Annotated in this window: 15 protein-coding genes; 11 read left to right on the top strand and 4 right to left on the bottom strand. The window is 52.1% G+C overall.

Annotated features, from left to right (window positions below):
* Positions 1 to 25: 25 nt before the first annotated feature.
* The gene (locus JNJ77_04450) at positions 26 to 1,348 is read right to left on the bottom strand and encodes a DEAD/DEAH box helicase (protein MBL8821817.1); all 1,323 of its coding nucleotides are present in this window, start codon (positions 1,346 to 1,348) and stop codon (positions 26 to 28) included.
* 175 nt (positions 1,349 to 1,523) lie between these two features.
* Positions 1,524 to 4,388: an HD domain-containing protein gene (locus JNJ77_04445; GenBank protein ID MBL8821816.1), complete on the bottom strand. Its 2,865-nt coding sequence runs from the start codon at positions 4,386 to 4,388 to the stop codon at positions 1,524 to 1,526.
* 556 nt (positions 4,389 to 4,944) lie between these two features.
* Here JNJ77_04445 and JNJ77_04440 point away from each other — a divergent pair.
* Positions 4,945 to 5,175, top strand: coding sequence for a DUF4160 domain-containing protein (locus JNJ77_04440; GenBank protein MBL8821815.1), 231 nt, complete (start codon positions 4,945 to 4,947; stop codon positions 5,173 to 5,175).
* A gap of 11 nt (positions 5,176 to 5,186) precedes the next feature.
* On the top strand, positions 5,187 to 5,480 hold the full coding sequence (locus JNJ77_04435) for a DUF2442 domain-containing protein (GenBank protein ID MBL8821814.1): 294 nt from the start codon (positions 5,187 to 5,189) through the stop codon (positions 5,478 to 5,480).
* Positions 5,481 to 5,629: 149 nt separating this feature from the next.
* Here JNJ77_04435 and JNJ77_04430 read toward each other — a convergent pair whose 3' ends face one another.
* Positions 5,630 to 6,496: a pirin family protein gene (locus JNJ77_04430; GenBank protein ID MBL8821813.1), complete on the bottom strand. Its 867-nt coding sequence runs from the start codon at positions 6,494 to 6,496 to the stop codon at positions 5,630 to 5,632.
* Positions 6,497 to 6,800: 304 nt separating this feature from the next.
* Between JNJ77_04430 and trpS the strand changes: the two genes are divergently transcribed.
* Positions 6,801 to 7,784, top strand: coding sequence for a tryptophan--tRNA ligase (gene trpS, locus JNJ77_04425; GenBank protein MBL8821812.1), 984 nt, complete (start codon positions 6,801 to 6,803; stop codon positions 7,782 to 7,784).
* 6 nt (positions 7,785 to 7,790) lie between these two features.
* Positions 7,791 to 8,636: an ASCH domain-containing protein gene (locus JNJ77_04420; GenBank protein MBL8821811.1), complete on the top strand. Its 846-nt coding sequence runs from the start codon at positions 7,791 to 7,793 to the stop codon at positions 8,634 to 8,636.
* Here JNJ77_04420 and JNJ77_04415 read toward each other — a convergent pair whose 3' ends face one another.
* Positions 8,637 to 10,748, bottom strand: coding sequence for an MFS transporter (locus tag JNJ77_04415; GenBank protein MBL8821810.1), 2,112 nt, complete (start codon positions 10,746 to 10,748; stop codon positions 8,637 to 8,639).
* A gap of 235 nt (positions 10,749 to 10,983) precedes the next feature.
* Between JNJ77_04415 and JNJ77_04410 the strand changes: the two genes are divergently transcribed.
* The 7 genes from JNJ77_04410 (at position 10,984) to JNJ77_04380 (ending at position 19,850) form a co-directional block, all read left to right on the top strand.
* Positions 10,984 to 11,592 (top strand): PEP-CTERM sorting domain-containing protein, encoded by a 609-nt coding sequence (locus JNJ77_04410; GenBank protein MBL8821809.1) that lies wholly within the window; start codon positions 10,984 to 10,986, stop codon positions 11,590 to 11,592.
* A gap of 195 nt (positions 11,593 to 11,787) precedes the next feature.
* Positions 11,788 to 12,270: a hypothetical protein gene (locus tag JNJ77_04405; GenBank protein MBL8821808.1), complete on the top strand. Its 483-nt coding sequence runs from the start codon at positions 11,788 to 11,790 to the stop codon at positions 12,268 to 12,270.
* Between the two features lie 178 nt (positions 12,271 to 12,448).
* The gene (locus JNJ77_04400; GenBank protein ID MBL8821807.1) at positions 12,449 to 14,608 is read left to right on the top strand and encodes an enoyl-CoA hydratase/isomerase family protein; all 2,160 of its coding nucleotides are present in this window, start codon (positions 12,449 to 12,451) and stop codon (positions 14,606 to 14,608) included.
* A gap of 137 nt (positions 14,609 to 14,745) precedes the next feature.
* Positions 14,746 to 15,903: an acetyl-CoA C-acyltransferase gene (locus tag JNJ77_04395; GenBank protein ID MBL8821806.1), complete on the top strand. Its 1,158-nt coding sequence runs from the start codon at positions 14,746 to 14,748 to the stop codon at positions 15,901 to 15,903.
* Positions 15,904 to 16,001: 98 nt separating this feature from the next.
* Positions 16,002 to 16,229: a hypothetical protein gene (locus JNJ77_04390; GenBank protein ID MBL8821805.1), complete on the top strand. Its 228-nt coding sequence runs from the start codon at positions 16,002 to 16,004 to the stop codon at positions 16,227 to 16,229.
* 46 nt (positions 16,230 to 16,275) lie between these two features.
* On the top strand, positions 16,276 to 17,958 hold the full coding sequence (locus JNJ77_04385; GenBank protein ID MBL8821804.1) for a M28 family peptidase: 1,683 nt from the start codon (positions 16,276 to 16,278) through the stop codon (positions 17,956 to 17,958).
* Between the two features lie 26 nt (positions 17,959 to 17,984).
* Positions 17,985 to 19,850 (top strand): AMP-binding protein, encoded by a 1,866-nt coding sequence (locus JNJ77_04380; GenBank protein ID MBL8821803.1) that lies wholly within the window; start codon positions 17,985 to 17,987, stop codon positions 19,848 to 19,850.
* Positions 19,851 to 19,855: the final 5 nt, after the last annotated feature.

Here is a 19,855-nt window from a genome sequence, read left to right as displayed (position 1 = left end):
AGAATAGTCAAGTATCCTAGTCTGTTTACCGCCAGCGTTTGGGCGATGAGACCAGCTTTTCGCCACGTTTGTTGTGGGCTGTTTTGCCACCTGGCTTGCGTTTGCCTTCGTGGCCCTGGCTGCTTCGCTTGGCGTTGTGTCGCCGCGGATCGATTTCGCGTTGCTGGCGTTCGCGCACTTCGTGATGCTCGATTGGGTCGTGAGGTATCACTTTGAATTCTGGCCGAGGTGAGCGATCTACGGGAATCTTCTTCTTCGTCAATCGTTCGATGTTGCGAAGGAACTTCTGCTCATCCATATCACAGAAACTGATGGCAACACCCTTGGCACCGGCTCGGCCTGTTCGACCAATGCGATGCACATAGGTTTCGGGTTCCATCGGCAGATCGTAGTTGACCACATGGCTGATGTTATCGACATCGATGCCACGGGCAGCGACATCGGTGGCTACCACCACCTTGGTGCGGCTGGTGCGGAAATTCTGCATCGTGCGGTTGCGGCTCGCCTGCGTCTTGTTGCCATGCAGAGCCTCAGCGGCAATTCCAGACTTGGCAAGATGTTTCACCACTCGGTCAGCGCCGTGCTTGGTGCGGGTAAACACCAGCACCCGGTTGACTTCGGCTTGCGACAGCACGTGGATCAGGAACTGACTCTTCTGTTTCTGAGGAATGAAGCAAACGGATTCTTCAATCAGCCCTTTTTCGAGCTTGGGCCCTTCGATGGTGACATGCACCGGATGTTTCAGCATCGACTTGGCCAGTTGCTCAATTTCTCGTGGCATGGTGGCGGAGAAGAGAACCGATTGACGAGCTTTGGGTAACTGTGCCATGATCTTGCGGAGATCGGGTTCAAAGCCCATGTCGAGCATGCGGTCTGCTTCATCGAGGACAAAGATTTCTACCTTGCTGAAATCGACCAGTCCCTGGTTCATCAGATCGACCAGTCGGCCCGGCGTGGCGATGAGAATATCAACGCCTCGTCGCAGCGACATGATCTGGGGCTGATAGCCCACGCCGCCGTAGATCACCGCGCCGCGCAGCGAGGTGTAGTGGCCATAGGAATAGAATGCTTCGTCGATCTGTACAGCGAGTTCGCGAGTAGGCGACAGGATGACGCAACGAGTCGGTCGTGGCCCGGTTTCGGGTCGTTTGCCTTTGCTCAGTCGATGAAGAATGGGCAGAGCGAAGGCGGCGGTCTTGCCGGTGCCCGTGGGGGCATTGCCCAGGACATCTTTGCCTTCGAGTAAATGGGGAATCGTCTGCGCCTGGATGGGCGTAGGAACGGTGTAGCCTTCCTTCGTAACAGCGCGAAGGATGGGCTCGGCTAGGCCGAGTTCAGTAAAAGTCATAACAGTCCCGTGGGGATATATACCCAGGACCAATTGAAGGAACACACAGTGCGTTCAACGAAAAGCCATTGGACCTGGCAGCACACCAATGGCAAACGAAGCAGCCGAGAGGATGTGAAGTGAGGGTATGATAGGGGGAACCAGGGGGGATTCAAGGGTAACAATTAGGTCAAAATCACTCTACACCTTGGGGCTTCTCGTCAACCTCTTTTTCAAACTTTGCTTTCCTATCGGCAATTTCACGAGCCAGCTCAGCTCGCTTCTTATCCCCCTTCGATTCCCAGTACGTCGCTTCCATTGAGTACCCTTCAGGCTCGTTCACTGGTCTAAGAAGGAAAACAACTCGTTGGATGTCGTCCCACTCAGTGTTGCAAATGGGATGAAATGTGACTGAGAGCATGCTTTTGACATATAGCGGTGGCGACCCGGATGAAGAAAAGTGAAGCGGAAAATCCGCCCCATCACCAGTGCTCCAATTCCTGAGTATTTCCCCTAATTCATAGATATCCTTATTGTAATAAGAAGTTAATTGAAAGAACTCCTTTCCTTCATCCCATTTTTTCTCTAATTCAGTTTGAGAAATATCTGGACTATCAATTCTTGGCGCGCTAAATAATCTCCCTGGTTGAGTCTTAAGCGTTTCTTCAAAATAGACTTTGCCAGCCGAAGTAGCGAACTGAAGAACGATTGCAGTGCCCAAAATTTTCTTGCTGCTTCTAAATTCCTTCCAATAGTCTAGTTTTTGAGCAGTATCTTGCAGTGCAACTTTCTGTAGTTCTTCCTGAATCACGAATATTGGGATCGCAAGAGATTCATCTTGTCCTTCAAGTGCGTCCAAGAGTAGGTAAAGCCAGGAAGGAAGTGGAAATAACCCCTCCTCAAGCCCAGTCGCATTGGATACTCCAATTGTACGACCGTCGCTCGCTAATACTGATTCGATACGGAAGGCTCTGCTTCTGGATATGGAATTGAGATATGCGATTTGTTTTAGGTGCTTAATTTGCATTCTGTCCCACCGCAGAGACCATGTAAATGTCACCATAGTCATCGGATTATTCTTGTTCGGCGTTGGAAGTTTCAGTAAGAGCGGACATTGATCGCCGACTGGATCTGAAAGCGGATACAGCAAGAAGCGGATTGTGTTCGAAGCCTCGTCGTAGTCTAAGATCGCAGGGCAAGTGACAGACGGGACTACTCTAGGCCTTTCCGGCGCAAATCGTATTGATCGTATGGTCTTACCCCCTGAAATTTCTGTCTCGGCACTTTTTATGTCTGCAGTAAGTACCCCATCTGTCTCGGCAGCAATTGTCAAAGGCTTTCCCGAACGGCCACTGGCAACTACCAAATAAGACATTAGTGTTGCGGCCGCAGGGGCCTTATTGGGAATTGTTTGTGTAAAATGTATTGTTGTTTTCTCATTACTCGATTTTGGTGTTTCCATTGCTCTTTGTTCCGCGCTGGAAGGAATGAGCAAGCCTTCTATCTGTTCAGGGTCATACGCCCCTACTAATGTCATTTCTTCGACCCATCGTAGCGACGTCTCTAACTGGTCATTGCCCTTTACTGTCGACCAAATCGCTTTACGAAATTCAGGCTCAAGTATTCGTGAAGTGTCGTTGAACAAGTCATACATGCCACCAGTGATCACTGCCAACCTTAATAATTCTTCTTTGCAAACAGTTGATGTACTTGGCTGATAAACCTCTGCTACTCTAACAGCAGATGGCGAATAGCGTAATATGGTTCTTATTTCGTTAAGTGATGGTTCGTAAGCAAATGATACGGTAAACACTCTTTCGATTGCTGGGAGAACATTCTTCTCTACATATGCTCTTCCAAATGGACTTTCAAATAAGCGAGTTTCCCACCCTATGCGGTACCTTCCAGCGAATAATTCATCAATCTTATCGATCTCACGCATCAATTCAAAGAACTTGTCTGCGTTCTTTTTTTGGAGAGATAGGCTTATGCCTTTGGAATTCTGATCGATACTGCCCTTTGTCACTTCCTTACTAATGGCGCGTCTCACGTCCAAAGTTTGGTCTCGCTCCTCTTCTTGGCAAAGTTCTATCAAATTCGTGAACTTGGTAGTTTGCTTGCTCCATTCTTCTAAGACGGCGTTTACTAATTCATCTTCGCTAATTGGGTTGGGAAAAGATGCCAAGCATACTGTGATTAAAGACTTCCAAATTCCAGTTCGATCCCAATTAACATAAACTTTTCTTGGCTCTATTGTGATATTGGATTGCTTTAGTAGTCCAACTAGATCTCGTCTTGCGCTTAAGCCCTTTGCAAATACATTGGCCCGTAAGTCTTCCTCGGCTACAGCTGACTTAGGCGCTACGTCAAATGTGAAACGTCCTTCCCCAAGTATACTTGGACCTGAAATCATCCCATGCCTTTTCCAATGCTTTAGAGCATCGGGCTGGGTTACTTCACGGTATTGCTCAATTAGCTTCGGAGTTCTGTCCCCACCAAGATGTAATTCATCTGAACAGTAAATAAGACCGGCCACAAGACGCGTTCTAATCGATACTCCTGGGGCTAGTATCATTTCAGTATGGAGATCATCCCAATTTGCCACGCCTTTCAATCTGTTTGGTCGGTGGCCTCTACATACCTCACCAAGAATCTCGGCTTCTCTTTGAGTACTAAACCCAAGCACTTGCCAGTGTTCTTTTAATCTCTCTCCAATTGTTAAGGCATGTGCATGTCTCGTTTGCTTACGACCTTCCTCATCACGATCAGCTTCGACAGTGCCTACCATTCCAAGATCATGGTAGTGGCATGCTAAGACAAGAAAGAACAACTCTTCATCCGTCAATTTGGCTACTAGCGACTCAGGTAGTAGCATTTCAGCAATTTGTTCGACCGTAATAGTATGAGTAGCTGTATGGTCAGTTCCACTTGGAAAGCTTGAAGGCGAGAAGGTTAGCAACTTATGTGCATTGTCAATCAAGAGCTTTGCTTTAAGTGCAAGATCACTTGATCGAATGAGCAATCTTGAAATGAGAGGAAACTTCAGCTGATCAATCGTCATAGGAGATCTCAAATAGTCACTAAAAATTATACATATTTAACAATACGGAACCGCACGAGTGCCACAGTGACGGTGCTTCGTTGATTGCAAGCCGCGCACCGTCAGCGAGTACGCAAACGGTGGCACCCATGAAGGACAAGTAACGAAACGTAACTCATTGTCCAATTATGGTGAATGTGGAGTTCTTTATACCTCGCCATGTCGCTGAAGATGATTGGGATGACGACGAGGAGCGTGACTACTCTGACGATGAAGAAGCAACGATACCCTGTCCCTATTGTCGCAAGCACATTCACGAAGACGCTCAACGTTGCCCGTATTGCGAACACTTTATTTTGGAGGAAGATGCATCAGTCTCCCGGAAACCCTGGTGGCTTATTCTCGGTGTGATCGTTTGCCTGATCATTGTCTATTTTTGGATAACCAACTGAGGTGCTCGCAGGTCTCCTCTGTGAGGCGACCAGTGGCACGTGAATCAAGAATTGCAGATAGAGTACACAGACGATAGAATATCACCATGCCGGAACTCAGTCGCTTTTTTGGCATCATCATTCGCATGTACATGGAGGTTGGAGTACCACACCACCTGCCACATTTTCATGCTTACTATCAAGACGATGTGGCAATCATTGGGCTCGATCCAGTCGAATTGATCGCCGGTGAACTCCCGAGACGCCAGCGCCGTCTTGTGGAGGCATGGGCAGAGCTTCACCAGGAAGAACTGCTCGCTGATTGGGCACGATTGCAGGCGGGACAATCGCCTTTGCCGATTGATCCTCTGGAGTGATGAAGATGTCGATGCATCCTATCTACCGCGTGAAGTCGTTCCAAACGGTAGCGCCTTATACCTTGCACGTACAATTTGATGACCAGACAGATCAGGTGATCAACTTTGAGCCGGTTTTGTTCGGCGAGCTTTACGGCCCGTTGCGGGAGTTAGCCCTGTTCAATCAAGTGAAGATTGATCTTGAAGTCCACACACTGGTTTGGCCAAACGGTGCCGATTTCGATCCGGCCACACTCCACGACTGGCCAACACTGGCAGAGGCACTCGCACGAAAGGCGCGGCAATGGGAGCTCTCGGCTGTCTGAATTGAACCAAATCAGCGGGGTCGGAAGACCCGTGCCGAGGGCCGCGAGAGCGCATTCGATTGCAACCCCCTCACCCCCAGCCCCTCTCCCGCCAGGGGAGAAGGGAGAAAATATCTCCAGGGGAGAATGCATCTCCGGGGGAGAAGTCGTTATCGCAGCATCCCCATCTTCCCCGCCTGGTAGTCGCGGATGGCTTCGCTGATTTCTTCCCGGCTGTTCATGACAAACGGGCCGTGGCCTACGATGGGTTCATTGAGCGGCTCGCCGGTCAGTACCACTAGCTGCGAATTCACCACGGCATTCAGTTTGACCTTGTCGCCTTCGCGATCCATATGCGCCAGTTGTACACCTACCAGCGTGTCATCTCTGATCATGACTCTGCCTTTCTGCACCACGACCATGGTGGAGTGGCCTTTCGGAATCGGCAGTTCAACTGTGCTGCCTGCGTGCAGGAACATATCCCACACGTTGACAGGCGTAACGGTTTTTGCCGGGCCTCGGGTGCCTTCCAATTCGCCAGCAATGACTCGAACGCCACCGCTGTCCGCTGGAAGTTTCACGGTCGGAATCTGGGCAGCGAGTATTTCCTGATACCGGGGCTTGCTCATCTTCTCGCGGGCAGGCAGATTCACCCAGAGTTGCACCACTTCAAACTGCCCCCCCATTCTCGTGAATCGTTCACTGTGGAACTCTTCATGCACCACACCTGAAGCAGCGGTCATCCATTGCACATCGCCTGGACCAATGTTCCCGGCATGGCCACCTGAATCGCGATGGGAAAGCTCTCCCTGATAAACAATGGTCACCGTCTCGAAGCCACGATGCGGATGTTTTTCCACGCCACGCCGTTTCTTGGCTGGTTCAAATTGTGCCGGGCCTGCATAGTCAAAAAGCAGGAACGGATCGGTACGCTCCGGGCGATCTGCATAGGAAAACAGGCTGCGTACCGGAAAGCCATCGCCTACCCAGTGTGGGGGGACATTGCGAACGATATCCACTACTTTCTTACTCGACATGACTTGCTCCTTTTTCGTAGACACCATCATTGTCAACGGGTTCCACGAGTCGTCAATCCTGAACAGAAAGCTCGAAGACGGGACAGATGTATCGAGAAGGAGCGAGTAGCTAAGTTCTCCCTTCTCCCCCCTTGGGGAGAGGGGCCGGGGGTGAGGGGAATAAAATCGTATTGAACCCTGTTGTCAACAAACATGGTTAAACATGAATAAAACCCCTCATCCCTACCCCTTCTCCCCAAGGGGTAGAAGGGAACTAGCAACGTCACTAAGTAGCTAGTAGAACACGAGGTACTATACTGCTGGAATGAGCACCAATTCCAAACGATTACGCGTTCTTTCGGGCGTGCAGCCTTCGGGTAAGCTGCATCTGGGCAATTACTTCGGCGCCATCCGCCAACATATTGCTTTGCAGGATACCAACGAGAGTTTCTACTTCATTGCTGATTATCATGCCATGACCACGCTGCAGAACCCGCAGCAGCTTCGTGACAATGTGCGTGATGTGGCTCTCGATTACCTGGCACTGGGACTCGATCCCAACAAGGCTGCTTTCTTTCGACAGTCGGATGTGCCTGAAGTCACCGAACTAACCTGGTTTCTTTCCACTGTGGCAGGCATGGGATTGTTAGAGCGTGCACATTCATACAAGGACAAGGTGGCGCGAGGCATTTCGCCCAGTGTTGGTCTTTTCACGTACCCCATTCTGATGGCTGCTGATATTCTCGCATACCGTTCCAACCTTGTGCCGGTCGGGCAGGATCAGGTTCAGCATCTGGAAATGACCCGCGACATGGCTGGTTCCTTCAACAGTACGTATCAGACCGATCTGTTCCCGTTGCCTGAAGCCCGCCTGGATGTTGCTGCAGTAGTGCCTGGCATTGATGGCAAGAAGATGAGCAAGAGTTATCAGAATACCATTGATATCTTTGCGGAAGGCAAGCCACTGAAAAAGACGGTGATGAGCATTGTCACTGACAGCACGCCTCTGGAAGCGCCTAAGAACCCGGATACCTGCAACGTGTTTGCACTCTACAAGCTCTTTGCGAGCGAAACAGAACAGCAGGAACTGGCGGACAAGTATCTAGCAGGTGGCATGGGGTATGGCACTTCCAAGACGATGCTGCTGGAGAAGATTGAAGGCTACTTTGCACCAGCACGGGCTCGTCGCAAGGAATTGGCAGCCAATCTCGACTATGTTGAACAGGTATTGAAACAGGGTGCAGCGAAAGCACGTCATGAAGCTCAACTCACGATGGAACAGGCCCGGCGTATCGTGGGCTTAAGGTAATTCGCCATGAACCCCCGGGTCTATCTTCAATATCACAATTGCGAGACCCAGGGGACGTTGCCTCATACTTGGCGGCCCGAAGTACAGACGGTGCAAATCCATACCAAAGTCCGCTCTGCAAAGCAGGCAGTTGGGCAGGTCATGCTGATTGCAGGTCTGGGCAGCCCACGTCGCTATTATCTTTGGAGCACGTTCACCACAGGTCGATGTCTCAACAAGCCGGGTGGCGTGATTCAACTGGAAGGAACAGGCTGGCAACTGGCTCCACCGGTGGAACTGACAGGTGCCGACTTTCAAAAGTTCAAAGCAGCCTGTGCCAATTTCATAGGCTTCCGCGAGATCAGTTCGCTGCCTTTTGCTCGCAAGCTGTTGCAGTACACGGAGAAGTATTGTCCGCCTGGCGATGGGGATATTATTGCGAAAGCATTGCAGGCTATGCAGCGTTATGTCTGTCATCCCCATGTTAAACAGCAATTACAATCGAATGTCGTGAGGGAAAATGTTTCCGAGAATCCTTATGACATGATTGCCTTGAGCATACGTCAGCCCCATGCGGAGGCGATTCTGCGAGGCATCAAGAAAGTGGAATACCGTTCGCAGGCAACCACGAAACGTGGCAGGGTGCTGATCTATGCCAGTCGTATTCCGGTTGATGACGTTCCATCATGGATGAAGAAGTATGGCATTCGCGATCAAGCATACGATGCGTTGCCTCGTGGGGTGATTGTTGGAAGTGTGGAAATACACGATTGCGAAGGAGGTGAATGGCACTTGCGCAATCCGCAACGAGCTACCAAGTTGCTAACACCTCGAAATCGCCCGCAGCCGATCTGGTTTTATCCGTTCCGATAGCTAACTGATCAATTTCAACTGAATGTCCTTCACGGTGGTGCTCGCGGGGAGAGGTTCATGCAGAATGACCTGCACTTTGTGCTGCGCAATCTGGTACGTCACCGGCAATACCTGCAGTTGCGGGATTGCAGCGTCGAGCCCACTGAGTATGTCCGTTAAAGCTGGTGCGTTCTCAGTCATCAGCACCAGGTGGTCAGCCTGCAGAGCATTCTGGGCTTGTTTCAATTCTTTTGCGAGATCTGCCTGCTGTCCCTGCAGGGTTATCACCAGCCTGTCGCAACAGGCATGGATGTCTCCCAGATGTTGAGGTGTGGTGGCATTGGTTACCATGACGATGGGCCCAGTGGCAGGCAGATACTTGGAATTGACGATCGAGATGGAATAACGGCCCAGTGACTTCAGCCAGATGCTGGTTCGAGCGAACAGGTCCGGTAGTTGCCAGACCAAGAGGCCCAGCACAATGAAAGACAGCAGCGTGCCACCCATGAATAAATAGGCTGGCAGGTTCTGATTGTCGTAGACCGTAGGAACAGGCTTGCTAGCCAGCCGGACATGGTAATTGATGACATCCTTGCCAGTCGACTTGCTGTGGATGATATAGGTGGAAACCTTGACCTCATCGCCGACGGTAACGCCTTTGCCGCGATGAATGACAGCCTGGGCAGCATGGTCGTCGTGTTTGCCTGCCACAAAGTCGGGAGGCAATGCAGCCTCCTTGGCACCATGCTGGGCACTGATGCTGTAGATGACTTTGCGCGCTGCAGGATCATCGCCCTCGCTGCTGATTTCAATCGCTTCGGTTTCAATGCTGCCAGGCGGTTCCAGCCTCGTAAGGATACCTTTGGCAACCACCACATCGGTGGCTTTCACTTCTGGCGCCAGCCCAGCACTATGCATGCCCGTCTGCAAGGCCCAGAACAGAAACGAAGCGAGGATAGCGCCTGTCACATTAAGAAAATTGCTTGCTGCAATCGTAGCTCCTTTGCCCCCTTTGGGAGCACGGAACTGCAGCATCGTATACATAGGCAGTACATAGAAGCCGGAGAAGAAGCCGATGGCAATCAAGCCAATGATCAAGCCTACATCACCGGCGGTGCTATGTATGAGTACACACGCTGCGCCGATGGCACTGAAGAGTGCCATGCCAAGCGTGCCGATGGTCACCATGCCCAGTTCAAGCTTGCCGCCGGAAAGGAACCCTGCCAGCGGACTGCCGATACCGATGCCCAGTGCTACGGAGGCTACTACCATGCTGGTCTTGAGTTCCGACCAGATGGGGTTCTGCGATTCGCCATGCATGTACATCACGCCACGCATGTAGACGGTCATAAACGTGAAGAAGGCAATGCTGCAAAGAGCAGTCCGGCGGGAAGCTAGGCTGAAGAGCATTTTCAGATCAGCCCACAGCGGTGCGTACAGCTTGAGCGGATTCCACCCCGGAAACTTCGCATTCGGATTGGCAGGCTTCATGGGTAAAATCAGCAGACTGCATAGAGAGCCGAAAATCGAAGTGCCTACCAGAAAGTAACCGATGACTACTTCGTTGCCTTTGAAGAACATTTCATCGGATAGAATGCCACCGCTGGCAGTGCCGAGGATGACCGCAAGGAAGGATGCAGATTCGACCAGGCCGTTGGCTTTGGCGAGCAAATGCGTCGGGAAAATCTCAGGCAGCACGCCATACTTGTTGGGAACATAGAACGCACTATGACTGCCCATGAGAAATACGCAAGCCAGCACCGCCCAGGCGCCGTAATGTTCAGCGCCAGGGAACGGCGGGTGCGTACCGAGCCAGAAACCGGCAAGAGCCACCAGGGCAATCACCACTTCGCTGAGTTTCCAGATGATCATCATGTTGCGTTTGCTGTGCTTGTCGGAAAGATAGGCAGCAAGCGTGCAGAAGATGGCCCAGGGCAAGAAGAACAGAATCGGCATCAGGCTGATCGCCAGGCCTGGTGTCAACGTTTCCGTACGAATCGCAAAAAACATGGCGGCGGCATGAATGCACTGATCATTAAACGCCGCCAGGAACGCTGCAATTAAGAAACCAATGAAAGTGCGGTTGAAGAGTGATGAGTAGAGTTTATTTTCACTGGCAGGCGTATCGGCCATGCGGATCAACCTGAAAAAGGAATGAAGCGGTTATGATAGAGTAAACAGATTACATAAGCTATTGATAAGAATGTTTGATTATTGCACGGCATTAAATAATCAGATTTGTTGAATTTGATTTGACTTTCACAATTTGCAATGTTTAAATGCTCCTCGTTACGCGTATTCCATCGCGTTTGTTTCATGGTTCAAAAATTCGCCCAACTTTAAGGAGTTTGCTGCTATGCTGCGAAACATGTTGTTGTCCCTTTGTGTGCTGGCGCTCGGCCTAACCGCTGCCAGAGCCGATATCATTATTGATTTTCAGTCGTTGGAAGTGAATGACAGCGGTTATCACAGCCAGGGATTCACTTATTCTGAGGATGGTTTTACCCTCGATAACCTCTCATCTCCATTCCCCTTTGCAACATTTGGCACAGGCGAATTCCGCTACCCCGGTTCGACTGCAATGTTCAACGATACAGTTTTGGGAATTACTCGATTGACGAAGACAGGCGGGGGCGCATTTGATCTGCTGTCTATCGATCTCTGCCAACTCAACTTTACGAGTGGCACTGTTGATGTCACGTTTGTAGGTGAATTCGACGGTGGTGGAACTATTTCCCAGACAGTCACCATTGCGGTTCAGGGAACATTTGCGTTGCAGACCTTTAATCTTGTAGGTTTCACCAACCTGGTAAATGTTCAATGGGAACAGACGCCTAATTTCCATCAATTCGATAACATCCGCATTGGCGATGGAGTTGCAGTTCCCGTACCTTCCAGCATCGTGCTGATGGGTATTGGCAGTCTAGGTATGATCGGTTATAGCCTGCGTCGCAAGAAACTGCCTGCAGACTGTTAAAGTCAATTATTAACCAAATTCAAAAGGCAACTGGATAACAGTTGCCTTTCTTCAATTGTGTAAATAATTGTGACGCAGGATAATTGCATATTGTCACTTCATCGCTCCTGTGCCGCGCATGTCCAATTCTCTGCAATCCTCCTAAAATGTCACCAGTATGTCACGCGATTGAGCGTCGCCCTCATGGAGTGACTGATGGATTGGCGACATCTGGAGGATTCTGAAATGCGTCGCACCCTCGTTTGCCTGGCTGCCTGTGCTCTGTTGACACCGCTGGCTGCTCAGGAAAAAGTTCCTGCCCCCACGACCGGCACCACGGTAGCACCGGCTCCCATGACGATGAGCCGTTCAACCCGCTCAATGACCCGCCGTGGCGAAGTCGTCGTGATGCCTGGCACCATGACCACCACTACCATCGTCAATGGCCAGACTCAGACCATGACCATGGAACCGGTCGTGGACAGTCGAGGCCGCGTCCGCGGATTTCGTCAGGTGATGACTCCATCCACCACGGTGACCAAGTCAGAAACCAAGTCCGAAACCAATCCAGTCACCCAGACAGGCAACTCCGAACCCAAGGTGGAGAAGTCTGAAACCAAGGTGACCACCACGCAGACCACGGAACAGCCTGCGCCAGAACGCCGACGTGGTTTTCTGTCGCGTATTTTCCGTCGATAATTCAGTCTGATAAAAGACGAACAGGCAACCGGCATTCCGGTTGCTTTTTTTGTTATCCGATTGCAGATCATTTTCACATGACACTTTTCATGTTCAGTTATCAGTACACGAAAAGCACGTGCAAACCGGCTTATTCCTCTGTAAACTATTCCATGACTTATCTTCTAAGGTGCTCTCCATGTCTACGACTGCAGCGATCAAGCTGACTTTTCCTGAACCCGATATTGCCTTGATGACATTTGATCTGCCCAACAAGGGGGCGAACGTGCTCAGCAGGCCGTTCCTGGCTGAACTGAAACAGCATCTGGAAACCTTGAACAAGCGAAGCGACCTGGCTGGGTTGATCATTGCATCGGGCAAGCCGGGCATCTTCATTGCCGGTGCGGACATCACCGAGTTTGTGAAGTCGTTTGAAGCGCCCAAGAACGAGATTGTTGATTTCAGCAAAAGTGGCCGGGCATTGCTCGAAACGCTGAACCAAGGCAACTATGTTTCGGTAGCTGCCATCGATGGCTTGTGTCTGGGCGGTGGTGCGGAACTAGCATTGCAATGCGACCGTCGGCTCTTTGGCAACTCGCCCAAGGCCCAGTTTGGCTTCCCTGAAGTGAAGCTCGGCCTATTCCCCGGATGGGGTGGCACGGTTCGCTCGCCGCGTATTGCCGGGCTTTCCAATGCGATTGAACTGTGCACCGGCGGCGAGAATATTGATGGCCGGACTGGGGTGATGATGAACCTGGCGAGCGATGTGGTGCCCTCAGCTAACCTGATTCCTGCAGCTATCAAGCTGATTCGCGATGAACAAAAGAGCGGACAGTTCAAGAAGGATCGGGTGAAGTGGAGCCAGCCGATCAAAACCAACCCGACCGAGATGGCGTTCCTGGGTGCAACCGCTACCGCCTACATCCAGCAGATGACCAAGGGTAACTACCCTGCCCCGCTGGTGTGTCTGAAGCACATGATGATGAGCGCGGGGCTGGATGCCGCCGCCGCGTATGAATCGGAGGCGAAGGCATTTGCAGAGTTGTTTGGCTCACCGGTCAATCGGGCACTGGTGAATGTATTCCTGATCATGGATCGGAACAAGAAGGACATGGGCATCTCGGCCAAGGTCGAACCCAAGCCAATACAGAGTGTAGGCATCATTGGTGCAGGCATCATGGGTTCGGGCATTGCTGCCGCCAGCATCAAGAAGAACCTGGCAGTGACTCAGACCGATGCCAAGCCGGAAGCGCTGGGGGCGGGCATCAAGAAAGCACTGGAAGAAGCGAGCTTTGAGAAGACCATCAAAGGCCCCGATGCTGGCAAGATGGCCAAGCTGGTGCCGTTCCTGAAAGCCAGCAGTAACGATGCTGATTTCGCTCAGTGCGACCTGGTGCTGGAAGTGGTGGTGGAAAACCCTGAAGTGAAGAAGCAACTTTACCAGCGTATCGAACCGATGATGAAGCCGGGTGCGATCCTGGCCAGCAACACGTCAGCTATTTCCATCGGTGTGCTCGCTGAAGGTTTAAAGAACCCTGATCGGTTTGTTGGCATTCACTTCTTCAACCCGGTTCGCCAGATGCCTCTGGTGGAAATCATCAAGGGGCCGAAGACGAGCGACCAGACGGTGATCAGTGCTGTGGCGTATGCCAAGAACCTGGGTAAGGTCACCGTGGTGGTGAAGGATGGCCCCGGCTTCCTCGTCAACCGCGTGCTGTTCCCTTACATGAATGAAGCGATGGAGCTGATCCTCGATGGCGTATCGCTGCGAGATATCGACAAGGCATCGAAGGCGTTCGGCATGCCGATGGGGCCCATCACGCTGAGCGATGTGGTCGGCATGGATACAGCACTGCTGGCTGGTGGCGTGATGCTGAAAGCGTTCCCGGATCGTGTCATCAAGACACCGGTTCTGGAAGCCATTGTGAAAGCAGGCCGACTCGGTCAGAAGACCGGTTCAGGTTTCTTTAAGTATGGTGGAGGTAAGAAGGATAAGGCACAGGACGATCCCACCGTGGAAACCATCATCGGGCCGCTTCGCCGCAAGGGCACACCGCCGAGTTTGAACCAGGCGACGGAACGGCTGTTCCTGCCCATGCTGCTGGAAGCGACTCGCATCCTGATGGAGAAGAAAGTCCGCCATGCTGCGGATGTTGATCTCGGTGTGATCAATGGCATCGGCTTCCCACCATTCAAGGGTGGGTTGATGTTCTGGGCCGACACCGTGGGTGCAGGTAAAATTCTGGAGATGCTCAAGCCGTATGAAAGCCTGGGCGAGCGGTACAAGCCCACGCCGTTGCTCCAGGAACTGGCAGCCAGTGGCAAGAAGTTTTACGACCTGCCACCGAACGAGATTTAGTCTGTAGTCATCGATACTGTAGTCATCACTCTCCGAGTGATGACCGGATCACGCGAAATCAACAACACCCATTGACACCATATCGCACAACTTGTCCTCATGCGGAGCGTGAGGACTACTAACCAGAAAGCACTCTCATGAAACGTCCTGTTATTGTCGCTTGTGCCCGAACTCCCATTGGCCGTGCCCATAAAGAAAAAGGATGGTTCCGCAATATTCGTTCCGACGACCTGGCGACCACCGTGGTAAAAGCCATTGTTGAACGTTCCGGCGTCGATCCGAAAGAAATCGACGACCTGGTGCTAGGCTGTGCTTTCCCCGAAAAGGAACAAGGCCTGAACGTAGGCCGGGCAGTCAGCCTGATGGCTGGTTTGCCGTTCACCGTTTCAGGCGCTACGGTCAATCGCTGGTGCGGCTCCAGCCTGCAGGCTTTGAACCAGGCAGCTCACTCCATCATGGCGAATGCTGAAGATGCCCAGATTGTCGGCGGCTTGGAACACATGCACCACATCCCCATGGATACCATCGGCGAGATCAACCCCAAGCTGTTCACCCAGACCAGCAAAGCAGCGATGATGATGGGCATTACCGCCGAGTTCCTGGCCCAGGCTAACATGATTTCGCGGCAGGAACAGGATGAGTTCGCCCTGCGCAGCCATCAGAAAGCAGCGAAGGCACATGCCGAGGGACAGTTCAAGAAGGAAATCGTGCCCATCTATGGCCATGATGATGCAGGCAACCGCATCCTCTGCGAAACGGATCAGTGTGTTCGTGCTGATGCTTCCATGGAATCGATGTCTGCACTGCAACCTGCATTTATGCCGGGCAAAGGCACGGTGACAGCGGGCAACAGTTCACCGCTGAACGACGGTGCAGCAGCGCTGATGATCATGTCGGAAGAGAAAGCCAAGTCGCTGGGTCTGAAGCCACTGGTGCGCGTGGTGGCCACCGCAGCCATCGGTGTGGAGCCTTGCGTGATGGGTACCGGCCCGGTGCCAGCTACTCAGAAAGCCCTCAAGCGGGCAGGCATGACTCTGGACAATATCGACATTGTTGAACTGAATGAAGCGTTTGCTTCGCAGTCGCTGGCCTGCATGCGGATGCTCAATCTTGATGAATCGAAGGTGAATGTCCGGGGCGGCTCGATTGCTATTGGCCATCCACTCGGTGCCAGCGGAGCACGTATCAGCACGACGCTGATTCACAACATGATCGACCGGAATGCCAACGTCGGCCTGGCGACCATGTGCATCGGAATGGGCCAGGGGATTGCGACGATTTTTGAGCGGGTGTAGTCACGTTCAGGATGAAAGAATGAATCAGTTTGGTCTTACCTGCCCCGTAGTGGAGTAGCTAAACTGGTAACAGTTCATTTCTTTGACTGAAGCTCAACATGAAGATTCCAGGGAAACGATTGAAGCGAACCCGCCTGATTCAAGGAGACAAGTACGTCGTAGCAGTGGACGTGGAGGTTGTCATTCCTGAAGACGATCCTTCCGAACCTTGCTACGAAGCAGAGACGGTGGAACTCTTGAAAAACATCCAACAACATGTGGAGAGTGGCGATTTGCCTTGGCTGAAACAGCATGGCAAGGTGTATACAGCTGTTGAGGCTGCATGATTCTCGTATCACTGACCTTCTTATTTTTCAACCACCTCTTCATAACATGACACGGGTATTTTCTCATCATGCCCGTAAATTCTATGAGAGGTTCACCGTGTCATTCCATCATCGTCATCTATTTACCACTCTATTTGCTCTCTGCTCAGCACAGCTTTGCTTCGCCCAGGAAGCAGACGTTGCAGCGTCCATTGCCCGGATGCGGGCGGATGTGAAGCATCTGGCGAGCGATCAGCTTCAGGGCCGGGGGGTGGGTACGCGGGGCGAAGAGTTGACCACCGATTACATTGCGGAGGCGTTTCAGAAAGCTGGCCTCAAGCCGATGGGTGACGATGGCGGCTGGTTTCAGAAAGTGCCGCTGGTCATGGTAAAAACGCAGCCCGATGCGACGCTGCAATACATCAAAGATGACAAAGCTCAATCGCTTCGTCTGGAAGATGAATTTGTTGGAGTAACGCACCTGCAGCAATCGGTCGATTTTGAAGGTGAAGCCATCTTCGTGGGGCATGGCATCAGCGCTCCCGAATTTGGCTGGGACGATTACCAGGGTGTCGATGTCAAAGACAAGGTGGTCATCCTGTTCACCAATGAACCGCCTTCCGATGATGCTGCATTCTTCAAGGGCAAGGCACTCACTTACTTTGGCCGATGGACTTACAAATTCGAGGAAGCGACCCGGCGTGGAGCCAAGGCAGCGTTCATCATTCACACTACCGAATCGGCGGGTTATCCCTATGGCGTAGTGCGAACGGTCAAGGGAGCGCAATTGATACGCAAGCCCGGCGAGCCGGACTTGGCGTTTGCAGGCTGGCTCTCATCCGCAGCAGGGGAGAAACTGCTGGCTAATGCCGGGCTGACCGTGCAGGAAGCTCTCAAGCAGGCAGACACCAAGGGATTCAAGCCGATCAGCCTGGGTATTCGCCTGAAAGGCCACATCCCCACTTCGGTGCAGAAGATTATTTCCCGGAATGTGATCGGTGTCATCGAAGGCAGCGATCCGAATTTGAAATCGGAAGCAGTACTGTTCACCGCCCACTGGGATCATCTGGGCACCAGTCGATCCAGTGCCGGCGTGGAAGAGATTTACAGCGGTGCGCAGGACAATGCTACCGGCACGGCGATTCTGATGGAACTGGCCCGTACGTGGGGTAAACTGAATACCAAGCCGAAACGATCAGCGATCTTCCTGGCTACCACGGCGGAAGAGAGCGGATTGCTGGGTGCGGTTTATTTCGCTGGCCACCCAACGATCCCGCTGGGCAAGATTGCCGCCAACTTTAATTTCGACATGCTATCTCCACTTGGCGAACCTGAGTCCATTGTGCTTAATGGAGCAGAGCGCACTACGCTTTGGCCCATGATGCAGGAGACTGCGAAAAGTCAGGGGCTGGAACTGGAACCTGACCCGCGTGCTCATCTGGGCACCATCTACCGTTCCGATCATTTCGCCCTGGCCCGTGGCGGCGTGCCTGCGTTTTCTGTCGCCCGTGGCGTCAAAGTAAAAGGTGCATCCGCAGATGCGATCAGGCAGCGGATGGTGGAATTCATCGCGAAAGCATATCACACGCCTCAGGACAAGTACCAGGAAGATTGGGACTTTGCCGGCTTCCCGGTGCTGATTCGTTTTGCGATGGAAGCAGCCCAGAAGGTGGCGAATAATTCGAAACTGCCTACGTGGAATGAAGGCGATGAGTTCAGGCCTGCACGGGAAAAGAGCGGGGTGAAGTAGACAAGGTTGTGGGTCACGATTGTATCGTGACAATGCTCCGTGTGCAATTCAGCGCACTATCGCCGATGACACGTTACAAACGTGTCCCACGGGGCACTTCGTGCCAATCAGCCAATTTCACTGGCACTGCATGTTCCCCTTCGTGTATCATAGGTCGCGAAGATTCGGATCATCCCTTATCCAATTCACTGGTGAATCTCTCCACTATGTACGATAAACCGACCACGCTGGTAAAACTGTTCGTTGACCGGGCCCGTAAACAAGCTGATCTTCCGGCGATTCACTTCCGACACAACAAGGAATACCTGCACTACACCTGGAAGCAGTTGGCAGATGATGTAGGCCGCACCGCCGTGGCGCTCAAGAATCTCGGCGTGAAGCATCGCGACCGGGTGATGCTCATTTCCCCCAATCGTTACGAATGGGTAGTTGCCGACATGGCTATCCTGGTTGCTGGCGGCGTTAATGTTCCGGTGCATGTTTCGCTGTCGGGGCCGCAGATGGTCTGGCAGATCAAGAACAGTGGGGCCAAAGTAGTGATTGCCGCTGGGCCGCAGTTAGCCGGACTGATTGCACCGCATCTGGAAGATTTGAAGTTGACGCTCCTCAGCTTTGATGAATGCAAGGAACCGCTTAGTGGCCATACTTTTACCCAACTGAGCACATTGACCAAATCGCTCAGTTCTACCGATGGCCAGAAGCTGTTGGAAGAAGCTGAGAAGACCGTTACCCCCGACGACCTGGCAACGATCATCTATACTTCAGGCACCACGGGCGAACCCAAGGGCGCCATGCTCAGTCAGAACAACCTGGCGAGCAACTGTCTGATGACCTCAACTGCGATCAATGTCGATAACAACGATGTCCGGTTGACTTGGCTGCCAATGAGCCACATCTTCGCCCGCACCTGCGATCTGTATGGCATTCTGTCGTGCGGTCACCAGCTCGCTCTGGCTGATTCGCCAGATACTATTCTCGAAAACTGTGCGTACTACAAGCCGACGCTACTCAACGGTGTGCCTTACTTTTACGAAAAGGTGATGAATAAGCTGATCGAGGCGAAATCCGAAGCAATGCTGAATCACATCTTCGGAGGCCGCTTGCGGGTGTGCATTGCCGGGGGGGCACCACTGCCTGAACATGTGGCAACGTTCTACCGAAAGCATGGCGTATTTCTGTTGCAGGGTTACGGTCTGACGGAATCGTCGCCTGTTATCAGCAGTGAAGTGCCTGATGCGGTGAAGTATGGCACCGTGGGCAAGGTGCTGCCTGGGTTGGAAGTGAAGATTGCTGACGATGGCGAAATTCTCAGTAAAGGCCCGCATATCATGCTGGGCTACTGGAATAATCCAAAAGCAACTGAGGAAGCGATCACCGATGGCTGGCTGCACACCGGCGATCTGGGCGAACTCGACAGCGAAGGGTTCCTCAAGATTACGGGCCGCAAAAAGGAATTGATCGTTACCAGTGCAGGCAAGAACATTGCCCCGGTCTATCTGGAATCGCTGCTGAAGGCTGATCCACTCTTCATGCAGGTAGTGGTGATTGGCGACAGGAGGAAATTCCTCACCGCTCTGATTGTGCCCGGGATGGATTTTCTGAAAGTCTGGGCTGCGGAACAGAAACTGGAATGGACCAGCGATGCAGAGATGCTCAGCCATGCCCAGGTCAGGCAGTTGTACTTTGATCGTATCAAGACGCTTCTGAAAGATGTTTCACATAACGAGCAGATTCGCAACTTTGCCCTGCTCAGCAGGCCGTTCTCGGTAGAATCGGATGAGTTGACACTGACGCTTAAACTACGCAGAAGCATCATTGCGAAGAATTACGCGGATGTGATTGAAGAGATGTATGTGCAGAGGGATACGAAGGTAGAGCAGGAGGCGGTGTGAGAATA

The organism is Planctomycetia bacterium (assembly GCA_016795155.1).
Taxonomy (GTDB): domain Bacteria; phylum Planctomycetota; class Planctomycetia; order Gemmatales; family HRBIN36; genus JAEUIE01.
This window is presented reverse-complemented; position numbering and strand designations above follow the sequence as displayed.

Bases quoted from the DNA above. Each gene is read 5' to 3' on its own strand.
- JNJ77_04450 (MBL8821817.1), bottom strand. From the start codon at position 1,348: ATGACTTTTACTGAACTCGGCCTAGCCGAGCCCATCCTTCGCGCTGTT.
- JNJ77_04445 (MBL8821816.1), bottom strand. From the start codon at position 4,388: ATGACGATTGATCAGCTGAAGTTTCCTCTCATTTCAAGATTGCTCATT.
- JNJ77_04440 (MBL8821815.1), top strand. From the start codon at position 4,945: ATGTACATGGAGGTTGGAGTACCACACCACCTGCCACATTTTCATGCT.
- JNJ77_04435 (MBL8821814.1), top strand. From the start codon at position 5,187: ATGCATCCTATCTACCGCGTGAAGTCGTTCCAAACGGTAGCGCCTTAT.
- JNJ77_04430 (MBL8821813.1), bottom strand. From the start codon at position 6,496: ATGTCGAGTAAGAAAGTAGTGGATATCGTTCGCAATGTCCCCCCACAC.
- trpS (MBL8821812.1), top strand. From the start codon at position 6,801: ATGAGCACCAATTCCAAACGATTACGCGTTCTTTCGGGCGTGCAGCCT.
- JNJ77_04420 (MBL8821811.1), top strand. From the start codon at position 7,791: ATGAACCCCCGGGTCTATCTTCAATATCACAATTGCGAGACCCAGGGG.
- JNJ77_04415 (MBL8821810.1), bottom strand. From the start codon at position 10,748: ATGGCCGATACGCCTGCCAGTGAAAATAAACTCTACTCATCACTCTTC.
- JNJ77_04410 (MBL8821809.1), top strand. From the start codon at position 10,984: ATGTTGTTGTCCCTTTGTGTGCTGGCGCTCGGCCTAACCGCTGCCAGA.
- JNJ77_04405 (MBL8821808.1), top strand. From the start codon at position 11,788: ATGGATTGGCGACATCTGGAGGATTCTGAAATGCGTCGCACCCTCGTT.
- JNJ77_04400 (MBL8821807.1), top strand. From the start codon at position 12,449: ATGTCTACGACTGCAGCGATCAAGCTGACTTTTCCTGAACCCGATATT.
- JNJ77_04395 (MBL8821806.1), top strand. From the start codon at position 14,746: ATGAAACGTCCTGTTATTGTCGCTTGTGCCCGAACTCCCATTGGCCGT.
- JNJ77_04390 (MBL8821805.1), top strand. From the start codon at position 16,002: ATGAAGATTCCAGGGAAACGATTGAAGCGAACCCGCCTGATTCAAGGA.
- JNJ77_04385 (MBL8821804.1), top strand. From the start codon at position 16,276: ATGACACGGGTATTTTCTCATCATGCCCGTAAATTCTATGAGAGGTTC.